The organism is Streptococcus suis (genome assembly GCA_024583055.1).
GTDB lineage: Bacteria > Bacillota > Bacilli > Lactobacillales > Streptococcaceae > Streptococcus > Streptococcus suis_V.
On record CP102145.1, the window covers coordinates 1,563,950 to 1,586,470 of the forward strand.

Genomic DNA, 22,521 nt, shown 5'->3' on the forward strand with positions numbered 1-22,521 from the left:
TTTTGATATACTAAAATAAAGAAAGGTGGAGTGTCCCATGAAAAAACTACTAACCAATCATTTCTTTTATCTGACCCTTGCTTTTATCCTGATTTTGGTGATTTTCTATAGTAGGCTGGACAATCGCTGGATTATTCTGGCTAGTTTCCTCTATTTTATTCCATCTCAGGTTCTCTACCGCCGTCGCTTAAAAGAAAGACTGAATGAAGGCCAGCCTAAATAGGGCTGGTTTTTACTAGGCATTGGTTGGAGTCATCCAATGTGCTATACTAAAAGGAGATGTGCTAAATAGCAGTTGATTTAGAGTGCATAGGTGGGCAGAAATATGAGAAAATTTTTTCAAGCCCTTGGTCAAGAGTATCTGGAAACCAGAAGTTCAGTTGGAGAAGATAGGCTGGAATGGTTGATTCAGAGAAAGATGACCTGGGGCATACGGTGGGGCTTGGTGCTCGTGTTCATGTTCATGTTTGTCGTGCAGCCTATAACCTATAACCCCTTCTTTCTCTTGGGCTGTTTTTATCTAGGTTCTTTTTTGGGTTTGGTATATATCCTAGGGCAAGTGTTTTTTTGCAACCAGATTCATTTTCCGCAATTGGAAGAAAAAATAATCGCTCAGCTTATTAGGCTGGGCGATTGGTTTTTTCTACGAATAATTCTTGGGCGATGGCTGTAGGGATAGCCAGTTCTTTGTCCTTGTACTGGATGGTGATGGTCTGGGCAAACTGGTCGAAGGCTGTCACAAGTAGTTGATCGCCGACAGCTAACTCATGTTGTTCCAGGTATTGGAGAAGCTGGTAGAAGTCATGGATACGAACCAGTTGGTAGGAGCCGGTTTCTGTCAGCTGAGACAGTCGGGTCTGGTAGCGTTCCACAAGTAACTGGTTTTCTTTGGGAATGCTACCACCGTGTGGGCAGGTTTGGGGATAGCCCAGCAGTTTGTCCAGTTGGTTGATAAAATGGTCTGAAACGGTGTGTTCTAAAATTTCAGCTTCTTCATGGACTTGCTCAGGGGAATAGCCAAGCTGTTCAACTAAAAAGACTTCTATCAGGCGGTGCTTGCGGTAGAGGTTGGCTACCATTTCCAAGGCGACTTGGCTGAGGAGATAACCACTTGTCTTGTCCTTTTCAATCAACTCCTCCGTGACCATTTTTTTCAGCATTTCGGAAACGGCTGGGGCGGAAAAATTCATCTTTTCAGCAATCTGCTTATTGGTTATTTTTTGTTCTGCCTGTCCTAGTTCATAGATGACTTTCAGGTAATCTTCTTTGTTTGGTGTCATGTTCTCTCACTTTCTAATCAAGAACATTATACCAAAATTTTATAAAAATCATTGACAGAAAGAATTTTTTAATATATATTAAAACTAAAGTTAAGCAAACCTAATAAAATAAAAAGGAGACCCTATCATGAAAAAACTGTTTCTTAGTTTCGCTCTGCTATTGTCCCTTATCGGACTAGGAGCCTGTCGTTCAACGCAAAGCCCAGAGGCTTCCGACAAGCCGCGAGTGGCGGTCACGACCTCTTTCCTCAATGACATGGTCTACCAGCTAGCAGGAGATGAGGTGGAGCGGGATCTACTAATTCCAGCGGGGGAAGACCCGCATCTCTATGTTGCCAAAGCCAGCGACCTGTCTAAACTGCAGAAAGCAGACCTTGTTCTCTACCACGGTTTGCACTTTGAGGGCAAGATGGTGGAAGCCTTGGAAAAGACGGGAGTGGCGGTTTCTAAAAACTTTAATGCAAAAGACTTGAATACGATGGATGAGGATGGAGAAGAGATTGTCGATCCGCACTTCTGGTTTTCCATTCCCCTCTATAAATCAGCGGTAGTGGTAGCTTCAGAGGAGTTGCAAAAACTGCTTCCGGAAAAAGCAGAGCTGATTCAGAAAAATACGGAAAATTACCTAGCTCAGTTGGATGACTTGCATACTTGGATTGAAAAAGAGTTGAGTGTCTTGCCTGCTGAGAGCCGTTACCTAGTTACCCCACATGATGCCTTTAACTACTTCGCAGCCAGCTATGACTTTACTCTTTATGCACCGCAGGGCATTAGTACCGAGTCTGAAGTTGCCAACAGCGATATGATTGAAACGGTCAATATGATTTTAGAACATGGTATCAAGGCTATCTTTACCGAGTCAACAACCAGTCCAGAACGCATGGAAAAATTGCAGGAAGCTGTCAAGGCCAAGGGTGGTCAAGTAGCGATTGTAAGCGGTGAAGGTAAGGAGTTATTCTCAGATTCCCTAGCACCAGAAGGGGAAGAGGGAGCAACATTTATCGATATGTACAAGCACAATGTCCAGTTAATTGTGGAGCATTTGCAGTAAGAAAGGTTGGAAGAATGGAAGAAATACTGAGAGTTGAAGACTTGTCCTTGCACTATGGTGCAGGACAGGTCAAGGCTCTAGATCAGGTCAGTTTTCAGCTACCCAAGGGTTGTCGTGCAGCCCTGGTCGGACCAAATGGTGCAGGGAAATCGAGCTTGTTTAAGGCGCTTTTGGGTCTGGAGAAGGGGGCAAGTGGCAAGGTTTCGCTACTAGGTCAGTCAGAGAAACTGGATCAAGTTATTCAAAAAAATGTTGCCTATATTCCCCAAGCCAGCCAGGTCAACTGGCAGTTTCCTGCAAGGGTTCTGGATATTGTCCTGATGGGGCGGTTTGCCCATACCAGTGGTTTCTTCCGCCGACCAAGTTCTTTGGATAAGGAAAAGGCAGAGCAGGCTCTGGAAGAGATGAAAATCAGTGATTTACGCAATCGGCAGATTGATCAGCTATCTGGTGGTCAGCGACAACGAGTCTTTCTAGCTAGGGCCTTGGCTCAGGAAGCTGAACTCTACATGATGGATGAGCCCTTGGCTGGGATTGATCAGGTGACAGAGCAAGTCATCATGGACTGTTTGAAGAAGTTCCAGCAAGAAGGCAAGACCTCCCTGGTTATCCACCATGACCTTTTGACCTTGGAAAAGTATTTTGATTATGTCCTCTGGCTCAATGGTCGTTTGGTGGCAGAGGGCCCTATGAATCAGGTGGATTTGCTGCAAGCCTATCAAGCTGCATTTGGTCAGGAACCAGCCTTGTTTCTAAAGGAGGGGCTTGGTCATGTTTGATCTGTTGCAGGACTATTCTTTTTGGACGGTAGCTCTGGGAACCCTTGTTTTAGCCTTGGCGGCTAGTCAAATCGGTACCATTAGCGTCTTGACCAGACAGAGTTTAATCGGAGATAGCTTGGGGCATGCGGCCTATCCAGGCATCATTCTGTCCTATATGGTCTTTCAATCACGCCAGCCCCTGCTCCTCTTGATTGGAGCGGTGGCTTCGGGTTATCTGTCCTATGGTCTGGTCAGTTGGCTCTGTCGAGGAGGGCAGACCAGTCGGGTCAATGCCTTGGCACTGGTTTCAGCGGCTTTTTTTGGACTGGGCTTGGTTCTCAAGCAGTATGTTCAGGGCAATGAGGCCTTTCAAGGAGCCGCCCAGGCAGGCTTGGAAAACTATGTTTTTGGTCAGGCTGCCTTTATGCAGCTGGATGATGTTGTATTGATTTGCTTGGTAGCCTTGCTAGCCTTGTTCCTATTTGGCTGGCATTACCAGTCACTTAAGCTTTATCTGTTTGACAGACAATTTGCCAAGCTAGTGGGGATTCCTGTGGAAAAGATTGACCGTATGACCCTGTTTCTGATGATGAGTTTGATTGCGGTTGGTTTGAAGGTGGTTGGGGCCATCCTGATGAGTAGTTTCTTGATAGCTCCAGCTGTCTTTGGCTTGCTTTTAGGAAAGTCCTATGGCCAGACCTTGGCATTAGCAGCAGGAATTGCTGGATTTTCAGCCCTTCTTGGAAGTTATGTGAGTTCGGTGGTGACAGGGTTATCGACTGGGCCGGCTATTATTGTTTGCTTGAGTTTGTCCTCTTTAGTGGCTTTTGCTTATGTGACCTATATCAGAAAGGAGAATGCAGGTGCTTGAGGTCTTATTGATTTTACTGGCTGTTGGTTCTTCTTGTGGCTTGATTGGGTCTATCTTGGTGGTGCGCAATCAGGCCATGCTGGCAGATGCCTTGTCCCACTCGGTTCTGTTGGGGATAGTACTGGGCTTCTTTGTCAGTCACAGCCTAGATTCCCCCCTGCTCTTGTTTGGGGCGGCAGTTTTTGGTCTACTGACAGTTCTAGCGATTGAGGGACTACACACTCGGAAGGTGGCTCAGGATGCGGCGACGGGCTTGCTCTTTACCTTTTTCTTTGCCCTAGCTGTTATTCTCATCTCCCTCTTTGCCCGTAATGTCCATCTGGACTTGGATATGGTTCTGATGGGCGAGGTGCTCTTTGCCCCTCTTAACAGGCTGGATCTCTTTGGTCTATCCCTACCCTTGGCCTTGGTCAAGTCAGTCGGGCTCTTACTGGTCTTGCTGGTCTTCTTTTTCTTGAATTTTCAAGCTCTGACCCTCTATCTCTTGGACAAGGAGCAGGCTAAACTCCAAGGGATTGCCACCAAAAGACTGGAGCTAGGGTTAATTTTTCTAGTTTCCTTGACAACGGTCTCGTCCTTTGAAGCGGTCGGCTCTATGGCGGTCATTGTTTTCTTACTAGCGCCCAGTATGGCTGCTTTACCTTGGTCGAAGCATTTCTGTCAGTTTTTAGTTTTGGGGCAATGCTGCGCCATTCTGATGATTGTTCTAGGCTTTGGGCTTGCCAGCTGGCTTGACCTGACCATGTCTGGAACCTGTTCGGTCATGGGGCTTCTGACAGTCTGCGTCAGCTTTTTCCTAAAAAATGCCCTAAAAACCTAGTTTGGCAAATGAAATTGTCAGACTTTTTTGTTATTATAGTAAGTAATCACACAAGCAAAGGAGAAAATAATGACACGTTTACAAGATGATTTTTACAAATACGTCAATGGTGAATGGGCAAAAACAGCCGTCATTCCAGATGATAAGCCAAGAACTGGAGGTTTTTCAGACCTGGCGGATGATATTGAAAAACTCATGATTGACACGACAAACGCATGGTTGGCGGGAGAAAATGTCCCAGAAGATAGCGTTTTGCAAAACTTTGTAGCCTTCCACAAGCAAGTGGCTGACTATGAAACCCGTGACCGTTTGGGTGCAGAACCTGCCCAGGCCTTGATTGCAGAGTACAAGTCTCTTAACTCTTTCGAAGAATTTACCAGCAAGCTGGCAGAATATGAGTTAGCTGGCAAGCCAAATCTTATGCCATTTGGCGTAGCACCTGACTTTATGGATGCGACCACCAATGTTCTCTGGGCAGATTCTCTAGGCATTATCCTGCCAGATACGACCTACTATGAGGAAGGGCATGAAAAAGGAGCAGAGTTGCTCAAAACGTGGAGAGAGAGCCAAGAAGCCCTCCTGCCTAAGTTCGGTTTCAGTGATGAGGAAATCAAGGACCTCTTGGACAAGCGTTTGGAACTAGATGCCACGATTGCCAAGTATGTCCTGTCAAATGAAGAAGGTTCTGAGTACGCCAAACTTTACCACCCGTACGAGTGGGCAGATTTTACTGCCTTGGCACCAGAGTTGCCTTTGGATGATTTCTTCACAGCGATTTTAGGTCAAACGCCAGACAAGATTATCGTGCCTGAGGAACGTTTCTGGCAGGCTGCCAAGGACATTTACAGTGCGGATAATTGGGAGCTTTTGAAGGCGACCTTGATTTTGAAAGCGGCTGGCGCCTATACTGCCTTCCTGTCGGATGAAATCCGCATTTTATCTGGTGCCTACAGCCGTGCCCTTTCTGGTACACCGCAGGCTCAAAACCAAGAAAAAGCAGCCTACAACTTGGCACAAGGCTACTTTAACCAAGCCCTCGGTCTTTGGTATGCTGGAGAAAAATTCTCACCAGAAGCAAAAGCTGATGTGGAAGCAAAAGTTGCCAAGATGATTGAGGTTTACAAATCTCGCTTGGAAACGGCAGACTGGTTGGCTCAGGAAACGCGTGACAAGGCTATTGTCAAACTCAATGTCATCAAGCCTTATATCGGCTACCCAGAAGCCTTGCCAGAGCGTTATTATAAGAAGCTTCTTGACCCAAGCAAGTCCTTGGTGGAAAATGCTATCGAACTAAACAAGATTGACATTGCTCATGGTTGGAGCAAGTGGAACAAGCCTGTGGACATTAAGGAGTGGGGCATGCCGGCTCACATGGTCAATGCCTACTATAACCCACAGAAGAACTTGATTGTCTTCCCAGCAGCGATTTTGCAGGCGCCATTCTACTCGCTGGAGCAGTCTTCATCAGCTAACTACGGCGGTATTGGTGCTGTCATTGCCCACGAGATTTCTCATGCCTTTGACTCAAACGGTGCTTCCTTTGATGAGCATGGTAGCCTTAATAACTGGTGGACAGAGGAAGACTATGCAGCCTTTGAGGCCCGCACCCAGCAGGTCATTGACCAGTTTGAAGGTCAGGATTCTTACGGTGCCAAAATCAATGGTAAGTTGACCGTGTCAGAAAACATTGCCGACCTTGGTGGGATTGCAGCAGCTCTTGAGGCAGCCAAGTCGGAGGACGACTTCTCCGCAGAGGAATTCTTCACTAACTTTGCTCGCATCTGGCGAATGAAGGCCCGTCCTGAGTTCATGCAGATGTTGGCTAGTGTGGATGTCCACGCACCAGGTCACCTACGCACCAACATCCAGTTGCCAAACTTCGATGAATTCCATGAAACATTTGGCGTTCAAGAAGGAGACGGCATGTGGCGTGCAAAAGAAGACCGCGTGATTATTTGGTAAAACAGAGAAACACCTAGTGTTTACGTGCACTAGGTGTTTTTTTATTCAACAAAGCTAGCTAATGTATCGTCTTTAAAGAGAAGAATTTGCCTTGATATACTACGTATACCAAGTATTGACTTACCAGTCAATACTTAACCCATAGGTAAAGGAGAAAATGATGAATACTTTAACCTTAAAAGATTTATTTCATTTTTCTGATGAAGACTTACCCAAAGTAAAGTTGCGTTTCCATGTCTGGGAAGGTAGTGTGGATTATACTAAATCCTACTATCTAGCGGACAAGGAACAAGTAAATAATTGGAATGTTTTTTACAATCCAGAAGGAAAAAACTATTTTCGTGTTGGAGAGATTGTGGTCAACTTTATTAAAGTCGGTCACAATAAATGGTTATTAACAACGGTGAAGGAAATAACAGACCAGCTATCTGTCACCTCTGGAAAGTCTTATGAAGGAAAGGTGCGGGAGGAGTTTGCTGCTTACTTCGATCGCCTGATTATTGATTTTAAAGTTGGGATTTCGACGGTACGCTATTTTGAGCGGTCTGCAAAGGACATCGTTATTCGAGAACTGCTTCCTACACCTTGGACAGGGGATGACTTTCCTGGTTATGATAATATCCGTCTATCTTATTACCAACTGGAGAGTATTTTCCGACTGCAAAAGCAGGATTGGTTAACAGCCCTTGGCAATCAAAAGGCCGTCTATTTATTGACAGATAGACAAACGGGCAAGAATTATGTTGGTTCTGCGACCAGTGATAGCGGCATGCTTTTGTCGCGCTGGCAATCCTATGTCAACAATGGTCACGGTGGAAATAAGGAACTCCGTCAGCTTGTCAAGGAGCAGGGATTTGACTATATCAAGGCCAATTTTCAATATAGCCTTCTGGAAAATTATAATGGAAAAGTAGATGACCATCACATCTTAGAGCGGGAGTCGTGGTGGAAGGAAACCTTGCGGTCAAGAGATTTTGGTTACAATGCCAACTAGGGGGCGAAATGAAGGTAAATAGAGTCATTTTTACACCACGTGTCTCATTTTCAGCTCAAGGGACCTTAAAATTTGTATTGAAAAGATGGCGTCCTGAGGGATTTTTTGTCAGAGAGTTAGGGAAAGGAAATGGTAACTGGACGATTTATCGCCCAGGAAAAATAGAGGTTGAGATAGACGATGATGGAGAGGTAATCTGCCTAGATGTTACACAACGAGTAAAAGAGTTGTATGGCCGAAAGCGTCTGACGGAGAAATTTGCTAAAGATATTGAATCTGACTTGCGAACAGGGAAATTATCTTTAGATGATTTGTAAATGAAACGAAGGGAGGTGTGTGCTATGCAAGAATGGATTGTAGTTGACCAATTTGGAAACCTTTATGCTGGACCATTTTTAGGACCAGAAGGAAAAAGATATGCGGAAGAATACGTTAAAAGTTTATATGGAAATTATCGTGTAGAACTCAAAAAATAATTTAATCTTAGCTCTTGCTGGGTATGGGCCTTTGGATGTGGTGTTAGAGGTCGATGGGATCGATTTTTCAGCGATTCTTTGGTTCCATCAAAACGCTTATTCCAGCGCATAAGAGAGGCTTTTGAAACTTTTGTATCGTCGACAGATGAAGGCGACAGAGGCACTATTTTGGTAGGTTTTAACAGCGTGGTAACGTGTTTCTAGAGTATGTGGTAAATAGCGAAGATTTTGTGATATACTAGTAATGAGAAGATTCCTTTTTGGTGAGTGGTGGTACTCTTATCATATCAGGGAATCTTCTTTTTGACTTCTAGAAGTCTCACATCTAGTCTCACATCTATTGTAACGCTACATTTGGACAAGAAAAAATAAAGCATATCTATTTGACAAGGTCTTCTAGCTGTGGTATTATATTAGACGGTACTTTTTACTTTTGGTCTCTCAAGAGTGTACAGGGACGTGCTGACAATTGTTGCAAAAGTACACACAGATAGGGGTTGTCACCAATGCCTTATCACCAAAAATAAAAAATATATACAGGAGAATGTAGATGCCTACAATTAACCAGTTGGTACGTAAACCACGTAAGTCTAAAGTAGAAAAATCTAAATCACCAGCTTTGAACGTTGGTTACAACAGCCGTAAAAAAGTTCAAACAAACGTTTCATCACCACAAAAACGCGGTGTTGCAACTCGTGTCGGAACAATGACACCTAAAAAACCTAACTCAGCCCTTCGTAAATTTGCTCGTGTACGTTTGAGCAACCTTATCGAAGTTACTGCTTACATCCCAGGTATCGGTCACAACTTGCAAGAACACAGTGTGGTTCTTCTTCGCGGTGGACGTGTAAAAGACCTTCCAGGGGTACGTTACCATATCGTTCGTGGTGCGCTTGATACTGCAGGTGTTAACGATCGTAAGCAAGGCCGTTCTAAATACGGTACGAAACGTCCAAAAGGCTAAGAAGGGGGAAATATAAATGAGTCGTAAAAATCAAGCGCCTAAGCGCGAAGTATTGCCAGATCCATTGTATAACTCAAAATTGGTAACTCGTTTGATTAACCGTGTTATGTTGGACGGTAAACGTGGTACTGCTGCATCAATCGTTTACGGTGCCTTTGATCAAATCAAAGAAGCAACTGGCAATGATGCACTTGAAGTATTTGAAACAGCAATGGAAAACATCATGCCTGTACTTGAAGTACGTGCACGTCGTGTCGGTGGTTCTAACTACCAAGTCCCAGTTGAAGTTCGTCCAGAGCGTCGTACAACACTTGGTCTTCGTTGGTTGGTAACAATCGCTCGTAACCGTGGTGAGCACACTATGGTAGACCGTCTTGCGAAAGAAATCTTGGATGCAGCAAACAACACTGGTGCGGCAGTTAAGAAACGTGAAGATACTCACAAAATGGCAGAAGCAAACCGCGCATTCGCACACTTCCGCTGGTAAGATAGGATATTTTAGCGTTAAACAAATGCTAGCCAAAATAGGAAAATTGACGCAGAAACTTCAGTTTCTAGGAGATTTTATCTTTTTGCCAGACATTTGTAGCTAAAATTCAACTAAGATTAAGATACGAGGGCGTCAAGCAACTCCTAGACAAAATAGGGAAGCGAAGCAGATTGCTGTGCAATCAATGAGGTTCATCTTTTTGTCAGCGAGTTGTAGCCCGAGTTCAATTAGGATGTGAGGACGTTAAGAAAATTCAAGGAAAAATAGGAAATCAGACGATGGACCTTAAGGTCCAAGGAAGATTTATCTTTTTTCCAGAATTTTTAGTCCGAACTCAACTAATTAGGATGTGAGGACGTTAAGTTAGTTCTCCATAAATCAATTGAGATTATGGTACAAACTTCTCGTTCAACCATCACAAACCGGATTGAGGCTTGCCTCATCCATTTCAAACCATTAGTAAGAAATTAAGCGGGTGGGACTTGCCCACTCGCTTTTCTTAAAATATGGTATAATCAGAATAGAAATCTAAAAATATAGGAGAACAAACCTCATGGCACGCGAATTTTCATTAGAAAAAACTCGTAATATCGGTATCATGGCGCACGTTGACGCGGGTAAAACAACGACAACTGAGCGTATTCTTTACTACACTGGTAAAATCCACAAAATCGGTGAAACTCACGAAGGTGCATCACAAATGGACTGGATGGAGCAAGAGCAAGAGCGTGGTATTACAATCACATCTGCTGCGACAACAGCTCAATGGAACAACCACCGTGTAAACATCATCGACACACCAGGACACGTAGACTTCACAATCGAAGTACAACGTTCACTTCGCGTTCTTGATGGTGCGGTAACCGTTCTTGACTCACAATCAGGTGTTGAGCCACAAACTGAAACAGTATGGCGCCAAGCAACTGAATACGGTGTTCCACGTATCGTATTCGCTAACAAAATGGATAAAATCGGTGCTGATTTCCTTTACTCAGTAAGTACACTTCATGAGCGTCTTCAAGCAAATGCTCACCCAATCCAATTGCCAATCGGTTCTGAAGATGACTTCCGTGGTATCATCGACTTAATCAAGATGAAGGCTGAAATCTATACTAACGACCTTGGTACAGATATTCTTGAAGAAGATATCCCAGCTGAATACCTTGAGCAAGCTCAAGAATACCGTGAAAAATTGGTTGAAGCAGTAGCTGAAACTGATGAAGAACTCATGATGAAATACCTCGAAGGTGAAGAAATCACGAACGAAGAATTGAAAGCTGGTATCCGTAAAGCGACTATCAACGTTGAATTCTTCCCAGTATTGTGTGGTTCTGCCTTCAAGAACAAAGGTGTTCAATTGATGCTTGATGCGGTTATTGACTACCTTCCAAGCCCAGTTGACATCCCTGCTATCAAAGGTATCAACCCAGATACAGATGCTGAAGAAGAGCGTCATGCTTCTGATGAAGAGCCATTTGCAGCTCTTGCCTTCAAGATCATGACTGACCCATTCGTAGGTCGTTTGACATTCTTCCGTGTTTACTCAGGTGTACTTAACAGTGGTTCATACGTAATGAACACTTCTAAAGGTAAACGTGAGCGTATCGGACGTATCCTTCAAATGCACGCAAACAGCCGTCAAGAAATTGAAACTGTATATGCTGGTGATATCGCCGCTGCGGTTGGTTTGAAAGATACTACAACTGGTGACTCATTGACAGATGAAAAAGCAAAAGTAATCCTTGAGTCAATCCACGTTCCAGAACCAGTTATCCAATTGATGGTTGAGCCTAAGTCTAAAGCTGACCAAGACAAGATGGGTATCGCCCTTTCTAAATTGGCTGAAGAAGACCCAACCTTCCGCGTTGAAACAAACGTTGAAACTGGTGAAACAGTTATCTCTGGTATGGGTGAGTTGCACTTGGATGTCCTTGTTGACCGTATGCGTCGTGAATTCAAGGTTGAAGCAAACGTAGGTGCTCCTCAAGTATCATACCGTGAAACATTCCGCGCTTCTACACAAGCTCGTGGTTTCTTCAAACGCCAGTCTGGTGGTAAAGGTCAATTCGGTGACGTTTGGATCGAATTCACACCAAACGAAGAAGGTAAAGGTTTCGAGTTCGAGAACGCTATCGTCGGTGGTGTGGTTCCGCGTGAATTCATCCCTGCGGTTGAAAAAGGTCTCGTAGAATCTATGGCGAACGGTGTTCTTGCTGGTTACCCAATCGTTGACGTTAAAGCGAAGCTTTACGATGGTTCATACCACGATGTCGACTCATCTGAAACAGCCTTCAAAGTGGCAGCATCTCTTGCCCTTAAAGAAGCAGCTAAATCCGCTCAACCAACTATTCTTGAGCCAATGATGCTTGTAACCATCACTGCACCAGAAGATAACCTTGGTGACGTTATGGGTCACGTTACTGCACGTCGTGGTCGCGTTGACGGTATGGAAGCTCGTGGTAACACACAAATCGTTCGTGCCTATGTACCACTTGCTGAAATGTTCGGTTACGCAACTGTTCTTCGTTCAGCAACACAAGGTCGCGGTACTTTCATGATGGTATTTGACCACTACGAAGATGTACCAAAATCTGTACAAGACGAAATTATCAAGAAAAACGGTGGCAATGCATAATTGCTAACCAGGACGCCTTCAGGCGTCCTTTTTGTCTCTGTCAATTGTAGTGGGCTGATGAACAGCTACATTCACGAGAGGACCTCTTGGTCTTCTTTTTTGCTTAAAACCCAATTTTCCTTATTGACAATTGACTCTTTAGCTGATAGAATAATCAAGCTATCATTTGAAGCATTTGTTGATCAGGCTTTTAGAACCTAGCCGGCAAATTTCAATTCCGAGTTAGCCACCTATAAGAAATTCTCTCGGTGACTTGTAGCCCAAACATTTTTTGGGATAGTTATTGATCCAATTTTCGATAAAAGCGACTTCTTTCGGGGTCGTTTTTGTGGTTCCTTTCGGCAACCATCGTCGGATAAGCCTATTGTGATTCTCGTTCGTGCCTCTCTCCCAAGAGGAATAAGGGTGAGCGTAGTAGATATATTCCTCCAGAAACACTTCTGACAAGCGACTAAACTCGGTTCCATTATCTGTAGTAATGGATTTGATTTGGAACTCCTTCAAGACGATTTTCAAGGCCTGATTCACAGCCTCAGCCGATTTATTTGGAATCAATCGAATGATTTGGTGGCGACTTCTCCTGTCCGTCAAGACCAAAAGGCATTTGTTTCTCGCTCTCGTCAATAGAACCGTGTCAATTTCATAGTGTCCAAGCTCCAGTCGAAGATTGATCACCTCTGGCCGCTCTTCAATTGACTTTCCAGCAGGCTTAAAGTTTGGACTCGCCTGTTTTTTGGTAGTCCTCCCTTTTCTAGGATAAAGCATATCCTTCTTGGTCAAGCCGAGATGCCCCTTGTGAATCCAGTAGTAGATGGTTGAAATCCCCACATTGATGTCCTTGGTTCTAACCATCATTTCAGGCGAGAATTTTTCCATATTGTAGTGCCGAATTTTATCAGCGAGTTCCTTTGTTAAGCTCAGTTTTCTAACGGACTTTTTCCGATTTTTCTCATACAGATTTTGGGCATAATCAGCGGAATAGAGTTTTTTGAAGCGACCTTTTCGGACTTGTTGTAGGGTCGTCCCTCGTATCACTTCATTGTGAATGGTCTGCGGAGCCTTTCCCAATAAGCGAGCGATTTCCCGATTGGATTTCCCTTCGCCTTTCCACCGTTCAATTTGTCTGCGGTTTTCGATTGTCAAATGTTTTCCTTTTGGTGTATAATGTGTATGCATCTCCGTGTCTTCCTACCTTGTGTTTGTGGTGAACTACAAGTATAACACGGAGGTGTTTTCTTTTACCTACAAGGAACTTTCATTTGTCAACAGGTACCCTTGAACCTGTTTTGTTGGCTCAGCCAAGGCTCTCATTCGCCTTGGTAAACCAGCCTAACAGGTCCAAGCCTGTTAACAAACGAAACCAGAACAGACAGCTGAACCAGTTGAAACAGCTGTTTTTTGGCTAGGTTGGGGTGGCTAACTTCATTATAGAACTTTCGTTAGAACCTAGCCGATGAAAAAAATTAAAATTTTTTGAAAAAGCTATTGACAGTATTAGATATAGATGATAGAATAATGAAGTTGTCTCGCGAGGGACTGTTGGCGAAGCAGAAACGAAAAAAAGTTTCAAAAAGTAGTTGACAGGAAATCAGGGATGTGATATACTGATATAGTTGTCGCAAGCGACGACAAGACCTTTGAAAATTAAAGAAGACGAACCAAACGTGCAGGGTGATTTATAGGAATATAAATCGTCAATGACAAAAAAACAATAAACGGATAAGCCAGAGTGCTTAGTCGGACAAACTAATTTTAATGAGAGTTTGATCCTGGCTCAGGACGAACGCTGGCGGCGTGCCTAATACATGCAAGTAGAACGCTGAAGGAGGAAGCTTGCTTCTTCTGGATGAGTTGCGAACGGGTGAGTAACGCGTAGGTAACCTGCCTCATAGCGGGGGATAACTATTGGAAACGATAGCTAATACCGCATAACAGTATTTACCGCATGGTAGATGCTTGAAAGGAGCAACTGCTTCACTATGAGATGGACCTGCGTTGTATTAGCTAGTTGGTGGGGTAAAGGCCCACCAAGGCGACGATACATAGCCGACCTGAGAGGGTGATCGGCCACACTGGGACTGAGACACGGCCCAGACTCCTACGGGAGGCAGCAGTAGGGAATCTTCGGCAATGGGGGCAACCCTGACCGAGCAACGCCGCGTGAGTGAAGAAGGTTTTCGGATCGTAAAGCTCTGTTGTAAGAGAAGAACGTGTGTGAGAGTGGAAAGTTCACACAGTGACGGTATCTTACCAGAAAGGGACGGCTAACTACGTGCCAGCAGCCGCGGTAATACGTAGGTCCCGAGCGTTGTCCGGATTTATTGGGCGTAAAGCGAGCGCAGGCGGTTTGATAAGTCTGAAGTAAAAGGCTGTGGCTTAACCATAGTACGCTTTGGAAACTGTCAAACTTGAGTGCAGAAGGGGAGAGTGGAATTCCATGTGTAGCGGTGAAATGCGTAGATATATGGAGGAACACCGGTGGCGAAAGCGGCTCTCTGGTCTGTAACTGACGCTGAGGCTCGAAAGCGTGGGGAGCGAACAGGATTAGATACCCTGGTAGTCCACGCCGTAAACGATGAGTGCTAGGTGTTGGGTCCTTTCCGGGACTCAGTGCCGCAGCTAACGCATTAAGCACTCCGCCTGGGGAGTACGACCGCAAGGTTGAAACTCAAAGGAATTGACGGGGGCCCGCACAAGCGGTGGAGCATGTGGTTTAATTCGAAGCAACGCGAAGAACCTTACCAGGTCTTGACATCCCTCTGACCGCCCTAGAGATAGGGTTTCTCTTCGGAGCAGAGGTGACAGGTGGTGCATGGTTGTCGTCAGCTCGTGTCGTGAGATGTTGGGTTAAGTCCCGCAACGAGCGCAACCCCTATTGTTAGTTGCCATCATTTAGTTGGGCACTCTAGCGAGACTGCCGGTAATAAACCGGAGGAAGGTGGGGATGACGTCAAATCATCATGCCCCTTATGACCTGGGCTACACACGTGCTACAATGGCTGGTACAACGAGTCGCAAGTCGGTGACGGCAAGCTAATCTCTTAAAGCCAGTCTCAGTTCGGATTGTAGGCTGCAACTCGCCTACATGAAGTCGGAATCGCTAGTAATCGCGGATCAGCACGCCGCGGTGAATACGTTCCCGGGCCTTGTACACACCGCCCGTCACACCACGAGAGTTTGTAACACCCGAAGTCGGTGAGGTAACCTTTTAGGAGCCAGCCGCCTAAGGTGGGATAGATGATTGGGGTGAAGTCGTAACAAGGTAGCCGTATCGGAAGGTGCGGCTGGATCACCTCCTTTCTAAGGATAAGGAACCTGTACGTTAGTCTTCTTTAATTTTGAGAGGTTTTGTTAAAAACCTACCCAAGACACATAAGGTGTACGGGGCCTTAGCTCAGCTGGGAGAGCGCCTGCTTTGCACGCAGGAGGTCAGCGGTTCGATCCCGCTAGGCTCCATTAACAACGGAAGTTGTTAAACTTGTCCATTGAAAATTGAATATCTATCAAACATTCCTTTATGTATGAAAGTACATATAGAAATAGTAACAAGAAAATAAACCGAAAACGCTGTGAATATTTAATGAGTTTAATTAAGTTACGAAGACGTTAAAGAAAACGTATGATTTTAGGAAATCATCGCAGTAGTCTTAGGACTACAAGAGGATTTATCTAAATCACTAGTTTTCTAGTCTGAGTACAATTTCTAATTTTTGAAAAAATTAGGTTAATAAGGTTAAGTTAATAAGGGCGCACGGTGGATGCCTTGGCACTAGAAGCCGATGAAGGACGTGACAAACGACGAAATGCTTTGGGGAGCTGTAAGTGAGCGTAGATCCAGAGATGTCCGAATGGGGGAACCCGGCAGGTTGATGCCTGTCATCACTAGTTGTTAAGACTAGTAGAAGGAAGACGCAGTGAACTGAAACATCTAAGTAGCTGCAGGAAGAGAAAGCAAAAGCGATTGCCTTAGTAGCGGCGAGCGAAACGGCAGAAGGGCAAACCGAAGAGTTTACTCTTCGGGGTTGTAGGACTGCAATGTGGACTTAAAGAGTATAGACGAAGATTCTGGGAAGGGTCGCCAAAGAGAGTAACAGCCTCGTAGTCGAAATAGTCTTTATACCTAGCAGTATCCTGAGTACGGCGAGACACGCGAAATCTCGTCGGAATCTGGGAGGACCATCTCCCAACCCTAAATACTCTCTAGTGACCGATAGTGAACCAGTACCGTGAGGGAAAGGTGAAAAGCACCCCGGAAGGGGAGTGAAATAGAACCTGAAACCGTGTGCCTACAACAAGTTCGAGCCCGTTAATGGGTGAGAGCGTGCCTTTTGTAGAATGAACCGGCGAGTTACGTTATGATGCGAGGTTAAGTTGAAGAGACGGAGCCGTAGGGAAACCGAGTCTTAATAGGGCGCATTAGTATTATGACGTAGACCCGAAACCATGTGACCTACCCATGAGCAGGTTGAAGGTGCGGTAAGACGCACTGGAGGACCGAACCAGGGCACGTTGAAAAGTGCTTGGATGACTTGTGGGTAGCGGAGAAATTCCAAACGAACTTGGAGATAGCTGGTTCTCTCCGAAATAGCTTTAGGGCTAGCGTCGACATTAAGAATCTTGGAGGTAGAGCACTGTTTGGATGAGGGGGCCATCTCGGTTTACTGATTTCAGATAAACTCCGAATGCCAATGATTTATGGTCGGCAGTCAGACTGCGAGTGCTAAGATCCGTAGTCGAAAGGGAAACAGCCCAGACCACCAGCTAAGGTCCCAAAATATATGTTAAGTGGAAAAGGATGTGGGGTTGCACAGACAACTAGGATGTTAGCTTAGAAGCAGCTATTCATTCAAAGAGTGCGTAATAGCTCACTAGTCGAGTGACCCTGCGCCGAAAATGTACCGGGGCTAAAACATATTACCGAAGCTGTGGATACCACAATGTGGTATGGTAGGAGAGCGTTCTATAGGCGATGAAGGTGTACCGTGAGGAGCGCTGGAGCGTATAGAAGTGAGAATGCCGGTATGAGTAGCGCAAGATGGGTGAGAATCCCATCCACCGTAAGACTAAGGTTTCCAGGGGAAGGCTCGTCCGCCCTGGGTTAGTCGGGACCTAAGGAGAGACCGAAAGGTGTATCCGATGGACAACAGGTTGATATTCCTGTACTAGAGTATGAAGTGATGGAGGGACGCAGTAGGCTAACTAAAGCCGGCGATTGGAAGTGCCGGTCTAAGCAGTGAGGTGTGATATGAGTCAAATGCTTGTATCTGTAACATTGAGCTGTGATGGGGAGCGAAGTTTAGTAGCGAAGTTAGTGACGTCACACTGCCGAGAAAATCTTCTAGCGTTGTATCATACTCTACCCGTACCGCAAACCGACACAGGTAGTCGAGGCGAGTAGCCTCAGGTGAGCGAGAGAACTCTCGTTAAGGAACTCGGCAAAATGACCCCGTAACTTCGGGAGAAGGGGTGCTGTCTTAAAGGCAGCCGCAGTGAATAGGCCCAAGCAACTGTTTATCAAAAACACAGCTCTCTGCTAAATCGTAAGATGATGTATAGGGGGTGACGCCTGCCCGGTGCTGGAAGGTTAAGAGGAGGGTTTAGCGCAAGCGAAGATCTGAATTGAAGCCCCAGTAAACGGCGGCCGTAACTATAACGGTCCTAAGGTAGCGAAATTCCTTGTCGGGTAAGTTCCGACCCGCACGAAAGGCGTAATGATTTGGGCACTGTCTCAACGAGAGACTCGGTGAAATTTTAGTACCTGTGAAGATGCAGGTTACCCGCGACAGGACGGAAAGACCCCATGGAGCTTTACTGCAGTTTGATATTGAGTATCTGTACCACATGTACAGGATAGGTAGGAGCCGATGATTCCGGAACGCCAGTTTCGGAGGAGGCGCTGTTGGGATACTACCCTTGTGTTATGGCTACTCTAACCCGGATAGGTTATCCCTATCGGAGACAGTGTCTGACGGGCAGTTTGACTGGGGCGGTCGCCTCCTAAAAGGTAACGGAGGCGCCCAAAGGTTCCCTCAGATTGGTTGGAAATCAATCGCAGAGTGTAAAGGTATAAGGGAGCTTGACTGCGAGAGCTACAACTCGAGCAGGGACGAAAGTCGGGCTTAGTGATCCGGTGGTTCCGTATGGAAGGGCCATCGCTCAACGGATAAAAGCTACCCTGGGGATAACAGGCTTATCTCCCCCAAGAGTTCACATCGACGGGGAGGTTTGGCACCTCGATGTCGGCTCGTCGCATCCTGGGGCTGTAGTCGGTCCCAAGGGTTGGGCTGTTCGCCCATTAAAGCGGCACGCGAGCTGGGTTCAGAACGTCGTGAGACAGTTCGGTCCCTATCCGTCGCGGGCGTAGGAAATTTGAGAGGATCTGCTCCTAGTACGAGAGGACCAGAGTGGACTTACCGCTGGTGTACCAGTTGTCTCGCCAGAGGCATCGCTGGGTAGCTATGTAGGGAAGGGATAAACGCTGAAAGCATCTAAGTGTGAAACCCACCTCAAGATGAGATTTCCCATAACTTTATGTTAGTAAGAGCCCTGAGAGAAGATCAGGTAGATAGGTTGGAAGTGGAAGTGTGGCGACACATGTAGCGGACCAATACTAATCGCTCGAGGACTTATCCTAGATAAGAAAAATTCAACGAAGTCAATATTGACAGCGTGGTTGATTCTTGTTAGAATATAGATATTCAATTTTGAGTGGATAAAGTGAAGTAACGAGGGCGTTACAAAATCCGTAAGAAAATAGGAAACTGACGCAGAGTCTGTAGACTCTAGGAAGTTTATCTTTTTCACTAGGATTTTAGTCCGAGTACAATTCCATTCAACAGAAGTTAAGTGACGATAGCCTAGGAGATACACCTGTTCCCATGCCGAACACAGCAGTTAAGCCCTAGAACGCCTGAAGTAGTTGGGGGTTGCCCCCTGTTAGATACGGTAGTCGCTTAGCGAAATTCCGCCATAGCTCAGTTGGTAGAGCGCATGACTGTTAATCATGATGTCACAGGTTCGAGCCCTGTTGGCGGAGTTATATGGTCCGTTGGTCAAGGGGTTAAGACACCGCCTTTTCACGGCGGTAACACGGGTTCGAATCCCGTACGGACTATATTTTTGAGAAGATCTGTTTGGTCTTCTCTTTTTTGATATTTATTGCCATCAAAATTCTTTTCTTATTGGGCAGTTACTGTTCAGCTTCATCTTATTTTCCTCTTTTATATTTTATGGGAATCAGTCTGCCATTGGAAATATATAAAGGAAAATAGAGTCTCTACTTGAGCAAAGAAACCGTTATGTGACAACATTTTGAAAAATGCATGTATCCAGATAATAGGTGCATGCATTTTTTATGTACGACGGGCATGTCGTACATCTGAGGTGAAAGTCCTCTGTGGACACCCGCTACCGGTGAACCCCAAAGCGACTCCCAAGCCTGACTATCGTGAGGTAGCGGGGAGAGGAAGGGATAGCGAAATCGTGGCTCTACGAACAGAAACGTGATAACAAGGCGTATATAGGGGATGAGGGGGCATATAACTCTAAAGTCCAAAAAGGTAGTCGTAACCTATAGACGTAAATCACGAGAGTAAACGAGGAAAGATGTACGACTTATCCCGTGAGGTCTCATGAGCGTCAAAGACGTAGTAACAACAAATCATGAGAAGTACCCTCGCCTATTGTTGTTATCAACTCATTCTTCGTTGAACAACAATGGCTGGGGCAGGCTCTCAGCCGAAGCTATAGTAGTGATGAAACTTCTGTAATAGAGGTGGAGCGAAGGGCTGAACAATTAACCGAAGTATACCTACTTCGCTTGTGTCTGTAAAACTAGCGGTCTGATAGAACTGGGTGCGGTCACGTATTGACTAGAGGAAAGTTCACCAATATAAGACGTCCCTCAGACACCGAAACAAGAAAGGAATACGCACATGTCACAGTTACTAGATAATATCCTATCTCGGTCCAATATGCTTGAAGCCTACAATCAAGTTAGAGCCAATAAAGGTTCAGCAGGAATTGACGGCGTAACTATTGACGAAATAGATGACTATCTCCGCAAACACTGGCGTTCAACTAAAGAACTCATAAAGCAGAGGTAGTACAAACCTCAGCCAGTTTTACGAGTTGAAATTCCCAAACCTAACGGCGGAGTCCGTCAGTTAGGTATCCCAACGGTCATGGATAGAATGATACAACAAGCTATTGTCCAAGTCATTAGTCCCATTTGTGAACCCTATTTCTCTGAGAGGAGTTACGGATTCAGACTCAATCGGTCATGCGAACAAGCTATTATCCAGTTATTAGAATACCTTAATGACGGTTATGAGTGGATAGTAGACATAGACCTGGAGAAGTTCTTTGATACCGTTCCTCAAGATAGACTGATGTCGCTTGTTCATAACATTATCCAAGATGGAGATACAGAATCTTTAATTCGTAAGTACCTTCATTCAGGTGTAGTCATCAACGGACAACGGTATAAAACACTAGTTGGAACTCCACAGGGAGGAAACCTATCACCGCTCCTGTCCAATATCATGCTTAATGAGCTAGATAAAGAGTTGGAAAATCGTGGACTTCGCTTCGTTCGCTACGCAGATGACTGCGTCATCATAGTTGGTAGTGAGGCGGCTGCTAAACGTGTTATGCATTCAATTAGTCGTTATATTGAAAAACGATTAGGTTTGAAAGTCAACATGACCAAGACCAAGATTGTGAGACCGAGCAAATTAAAGTACCTAGGATTTGGGTTCTGGAAATCATCTGAGGGCTGGAAAAGTCGTCCGCATCAGGATAGCGTACAGAGTTTCAAGAGAAAACTCAAGAAACTAACGGCCCGTAAGTGGAGTATTGACCTAGACAGCCGAATTGAGCGACTAAACTGGGTCATCCGAGGTTGGATAAACTACTTTTCTATGACGAACATGAAATCAGTCATGGAAAGCATTGATGAACGACTAAGAACTCGAATAAGAGTTATTATCTGGAAACAATGGAAGAAGAAATCTAGGCGATTAGGGGGACTTCTCAAATTAGGAGTACCGAAGTGGATAGCGGATAAAGTATCTGGCTGGGGAGACCATTATCAATTAGTGGCTCAGAGCTCTGTACTGAAACGTGCCATATCAAAACCAGTCCTCGCTAAACGTGGACTGGTTTCTTGCCTAGATTATTATCTAAAACGACATGCGTTAAAAGTTAGTTGAACCGCCGTGTGCCGAACGGCACGCACGGTGGTGTGAGAGGGACTAGAAATTAGTCCCTACTCGATTGTATGGTATACTCATTATCATTGCAAGTTAAACCGATTTTCGAAGTGTATAATTTGTTCTATTGCTGAGGACTAAAGGCATTTCGCTTAATGATATAGATAAGGTTATTACAGATCCCAAGTATTGTATTTAAATAGGGTAGGAATTGATTTAATGCTATTGTAAAATGTCTGATTGTTAGGATGTGTGTCTTAAATCGCTTCAAAGGGCAGGTTAGACTGCGCGTTTGAATGCTCTTGTGCACCACCTCAGGTATATTGTTTTCACTGAGATTTATTTACTATTATTTTATACTGACAAAAATGTCCTGTTTGATTTTTTCAAAATTAGATAAACTAGGTCTATCAATTAAAGGAGGCATAGTTTTATGCAATTTGAAAAGATTTATTTTGAAGTTCAGGGAATTGTTCACCGCGCGCGTAAGGATTTCTACGTGAAGTTATGGGAACGTGAGGATTGGGACCAGGAGGGGATGTTGGTTCTGTACAAATTACTATGCAGTTTTCCAGAATTGGAGGAAGATAAGGATAAGCTCTGTAGTTACTTTAAGGTTCAGTTCCGAAATCGTGTTCGGGATGTTGTGCGCAGGCAAGAAAGCCATAAGCGGAAGTTTGACCGTATGCCCCATGAAGATATTCATGATTTGTCGCATCTAGTAAAGTCGCCGGGATTGTTAAATGACGATTTTATTGTTTTGCGAGATATGTTGCGGACTTATAGAAGTCAGCTGTCGACGGAACAGTTAGAAAAATACGAGAAGCTAATCACAGGTCAGAGTTTCCATGGGCGGAGGAATATGATACGTGAACTGCAAGACTACCTGCGAGATTTTAAGTAGAAGAAAGAATTGTTGGTACTACCTATAACGGCACTTTATTTATTGAATTTGTATTTTCTAAGCATATATTTTCAAAATTCTTATTATTTTCGGTATAATTG

Annotated in this window: 15 protein-coding genes, 3 tRNA genes, 3 rRNA genes and 2 pseudogenes; 20 read left to right on the forward strand and 3 right to left on the reverse strand. The window is 44.8% G+C overall.

Features of this window, described 5'->3' with window-relative positions:
- Positions 1–37: 37 nt before the first annotated feature.
- Positions 38–223, forward strand: a complete 186-nt coding sequence (locus NQZ91_07835) for a hypothetical protein (GenBank protein ID UUM57284.1) — start codon at positions 38–40, stop codon at positions 221–223.
- Positions 224–620: 397 nt separating this feature from the next.
- Here NQZ91_07835 and NQZ91_07840 read toward each other — a convergent pair whose 3' ends face one another.
- Entirely contained in the window at positions 621–1,280 is a 660-nt protein-coding gene (locus tag NQZ91_07840) for a metal-dependent transcriptional regulator (GenBank protein ID UUM57285.1), read from the reverse strand.
- Between the two features lie 127 nt (positions 1,281–1,407).
- Between NQZ91_07840 and NQZ91_07845 the strand changes: the two genes are divergently transcribed.
- From NQZ91_07845 to NQZ91_07880, 8 genes are all read left to right on the forward strand, one after another.
- On the forward strand, positions 1,408–2,331 hold the full coding sequence (locus NQZ91_07845; protein UUM57286.1) for a zinc ABC transporter substrate-binding protein: 924 nt from the start codon (positions 1,408–1,410) through the stop codon (positions 2,329–2,331).
- A gap of 14 nt (positions 2,332–2,345) precedes the next feature.
- Positions 2,346–3,110: a metal ABC transporter ATP-binding protein gene (locus NQZ91_07850; protein UUM57287.1), complete on the forward strand. Its 765-nt coding sequence runs from the start codon at positions 2,346–2,348 to the stop codon at positions 3,108–3,110.
- Positions 3,103–3,963, forward strand: coding sequence for a metal ABC transporter permease (locus NQZ91_07855; protein ID UUM57288.1), 861 nt, complete (start codon positions 3,103–3,105; stop codon positions 3,961–3,963). Before NQZ91_07850 ends, NQZ91_07855 begins: the two co-directional genes overlap by 8 nt.
- Positions 3,956–4,783: a metal ABC transporter permease gene (locus tag NQZ91_07860; protein ID UUM57289.1), complete on the forward strand. Its 828-nt coding sequence runs from the start codon at positions 3,956–3,958 to the stop codon at positions 4,781–4,783. Before NQZ91_07855 ends, NQZ91_07860 begins: the two co-directional genes overlap by 8 nt.
- A gap of 69 nt (positions 4,784–4,852) precedes the next feature.
- Positions 4,853–6,745 (forward strand): endopeptidase, encoded by a 1,893-nt coding sequence (locus NQZ91_07865; protein ID UUM57290.1) that lies wholly within the window; start codon positions 4,853–4,855, stop codon positions 6,743–6,745.
- Positions 6,746–6,905: 160 nt separating this feature from the next.
- A complete protein-coding gene (locus NQZ91_07870) occupies positions 6,906–7,739 on the forward strand; it encodes a GIY-YIG nuclease family protein (GenBank protein ID UUM58841.1) in 834 nt (277 codons plus the stop codon).
- Positions 7,740–7,747: 8 nt separating this feature from the next.
- A complete protein-coding gene (locus NQZ91_07875; GenBank protein ID UUM57291.1) occupies positions 7,748–8,056 on the forward strand; it encodes a hypothetical protein in 309 nt (102 codons plus the stop codon).
- A gap of 24 nt (positions 8,057–8,080) precedes the next feature.
- Positions 8,081–8,215, forward strand: coding sequence for a hypothetical protein (locus tag NQZ91_07880; protein ID UUM57292.1), 135 nt, complete (start codon positions 8,081–8,083; stop codon positions 8,213–8,215).
- An 8-nt stretch (positions 8,216–8,223) separates the two neighbouring features.
- Here NQZ91_07880 and NQZ91_07885 read toward each other — a convergent pair.
- Positions 8,224–8,461 (reverse strand): annotated as a pseudogene (locus NQZ91_07885) (transposase).
- A gap of 304 nt (positions 8,462–8,765) precedes the next feature.
- On the opposite strand from NQZ91_07885, the gene rpsL reads away from it, so the two are divergent.
- The 3 genes from rpsL (at position 8,766) to fusA (ending at position 12,304) form a co-directional block, all read left to right on the forward strand.
- On the forward strand, positions 8,766–9,179 hold the full coding sequence (rpsL, locus tag NQZ91_07890) for a 30S ribosomal protein S12 (protein UUM57293.1): 414 nt from the start codon (positions 8,766–8,768) through the stop codon (positions 9,177–9,179).
- 16 nt (positions 9,180–9,195) lie between these two features.
- Complete coding sequence (gene rpsG / locus NQZ91_07895; protein UUM57294.1) at positions 9,196–9,666, forward strand: 30S ribosomal protein S7; 471 nt, start codon at positions 9,196–9,198, stop codon at positions 9,664–9,666.
- A 556-nt stretch (positions 9,667–10,222) separates the two neighbouring features.
- A complete protein-coding gene (fusA, locus tag NQZ91_07900; protein UUM57295.1) occupies positions 10,223–12,304 on the forward strand; it encodes an elongation factor G in 2,082 nt (693 codons plus the stop codon).
- Between the two features lie 222 nt (positions 12,305–12,526).
- On the opposite strand, the gene NQZ91_07905 is transcribed toward fusA, so the two are convergent.
- Positions 12,527–13,480, reverse strand: a complete 954-nt coding sequence (locus tag NQZ91_07905) for an IS30 family transposase (protein ID UUM57296.1) — start codon at positions 13,478–13,480, stop codon at positions 12,527–12,529.
- Positions 13,481–14,055: 575 nt separating this feature from the next.
- On the opposite strand from NQZ91_07905, the gene NQZ91_07910 reads away from it, so the two are divergent.
- From NQZ91_07910 to NQZ91_07945, 8 genes and pseudogenes are all read left to right on the forward strand, one after another.
- A 16S ribosomal RNA gene (locus NQZ91_07910) occupies positions 14,056–15,604 on the forward strand.
- An 83-nt stretch (positions 15,605–15,687) separates the two neighbouring features.
- Positions 15,688–15,760: transfer RNA gene (locus NQZ91_07915), tRNA-Ala, on the forward strand.
- A 275-nt stretch (positions 15,761–16,035) separates the two neighbouring features.
- Positions 16,036–18,938 (forward strand): 23S ribosomal RNA (locus tag NQZ91_07920).
- 208 nt (positions 18,939–19,146) lie between these two features.
- Positions 19,147–19,262: ribosomal RNA gene (gene rrf, locus NQZ91_07925) — 5S ribosomal RNA — on the forward strand.
- The 16S, 23S and 5S rRNA genes sit together here with 3 tRNA genes alongside, the layout of an rRNA operon.
- 5 nt (positions 19,263–19,267) lie before the next feature.
- Positions 19,268–19,340 (forward strand) — tRNA-Asn (locus NQZ91_07930).
- Positions 19,341–19,346: 6 nt separating this feature from the next.
- Positions 19,347–19,418, forward strand: a tRNA-Glu gene (locus tag NQZ91_07935).
- A gap of 820 nt (positions 19,419–20,238) precedes the next feature.
- Positions 20,239–21,516, forward strand: a pseudogene (gene ltrA, locus NQZ91_07940) (group II intron reverse transcriptase/maturase).
- A 433-nt stretch (positions 21,517–21,949) separates the two neighbouring features.
- A complete protein-coding gene (locus NQZ91_07945; protein ID UUM57297.1) occupies positions 21,950–22,420 on the forward strand; it encodes a sigma-70 family RNA polymerase sigma factor in 471 nt (156 codons plus the stop codon).
- Positions 22,421–22,521 lie beyond the last annotated feature (101 nt).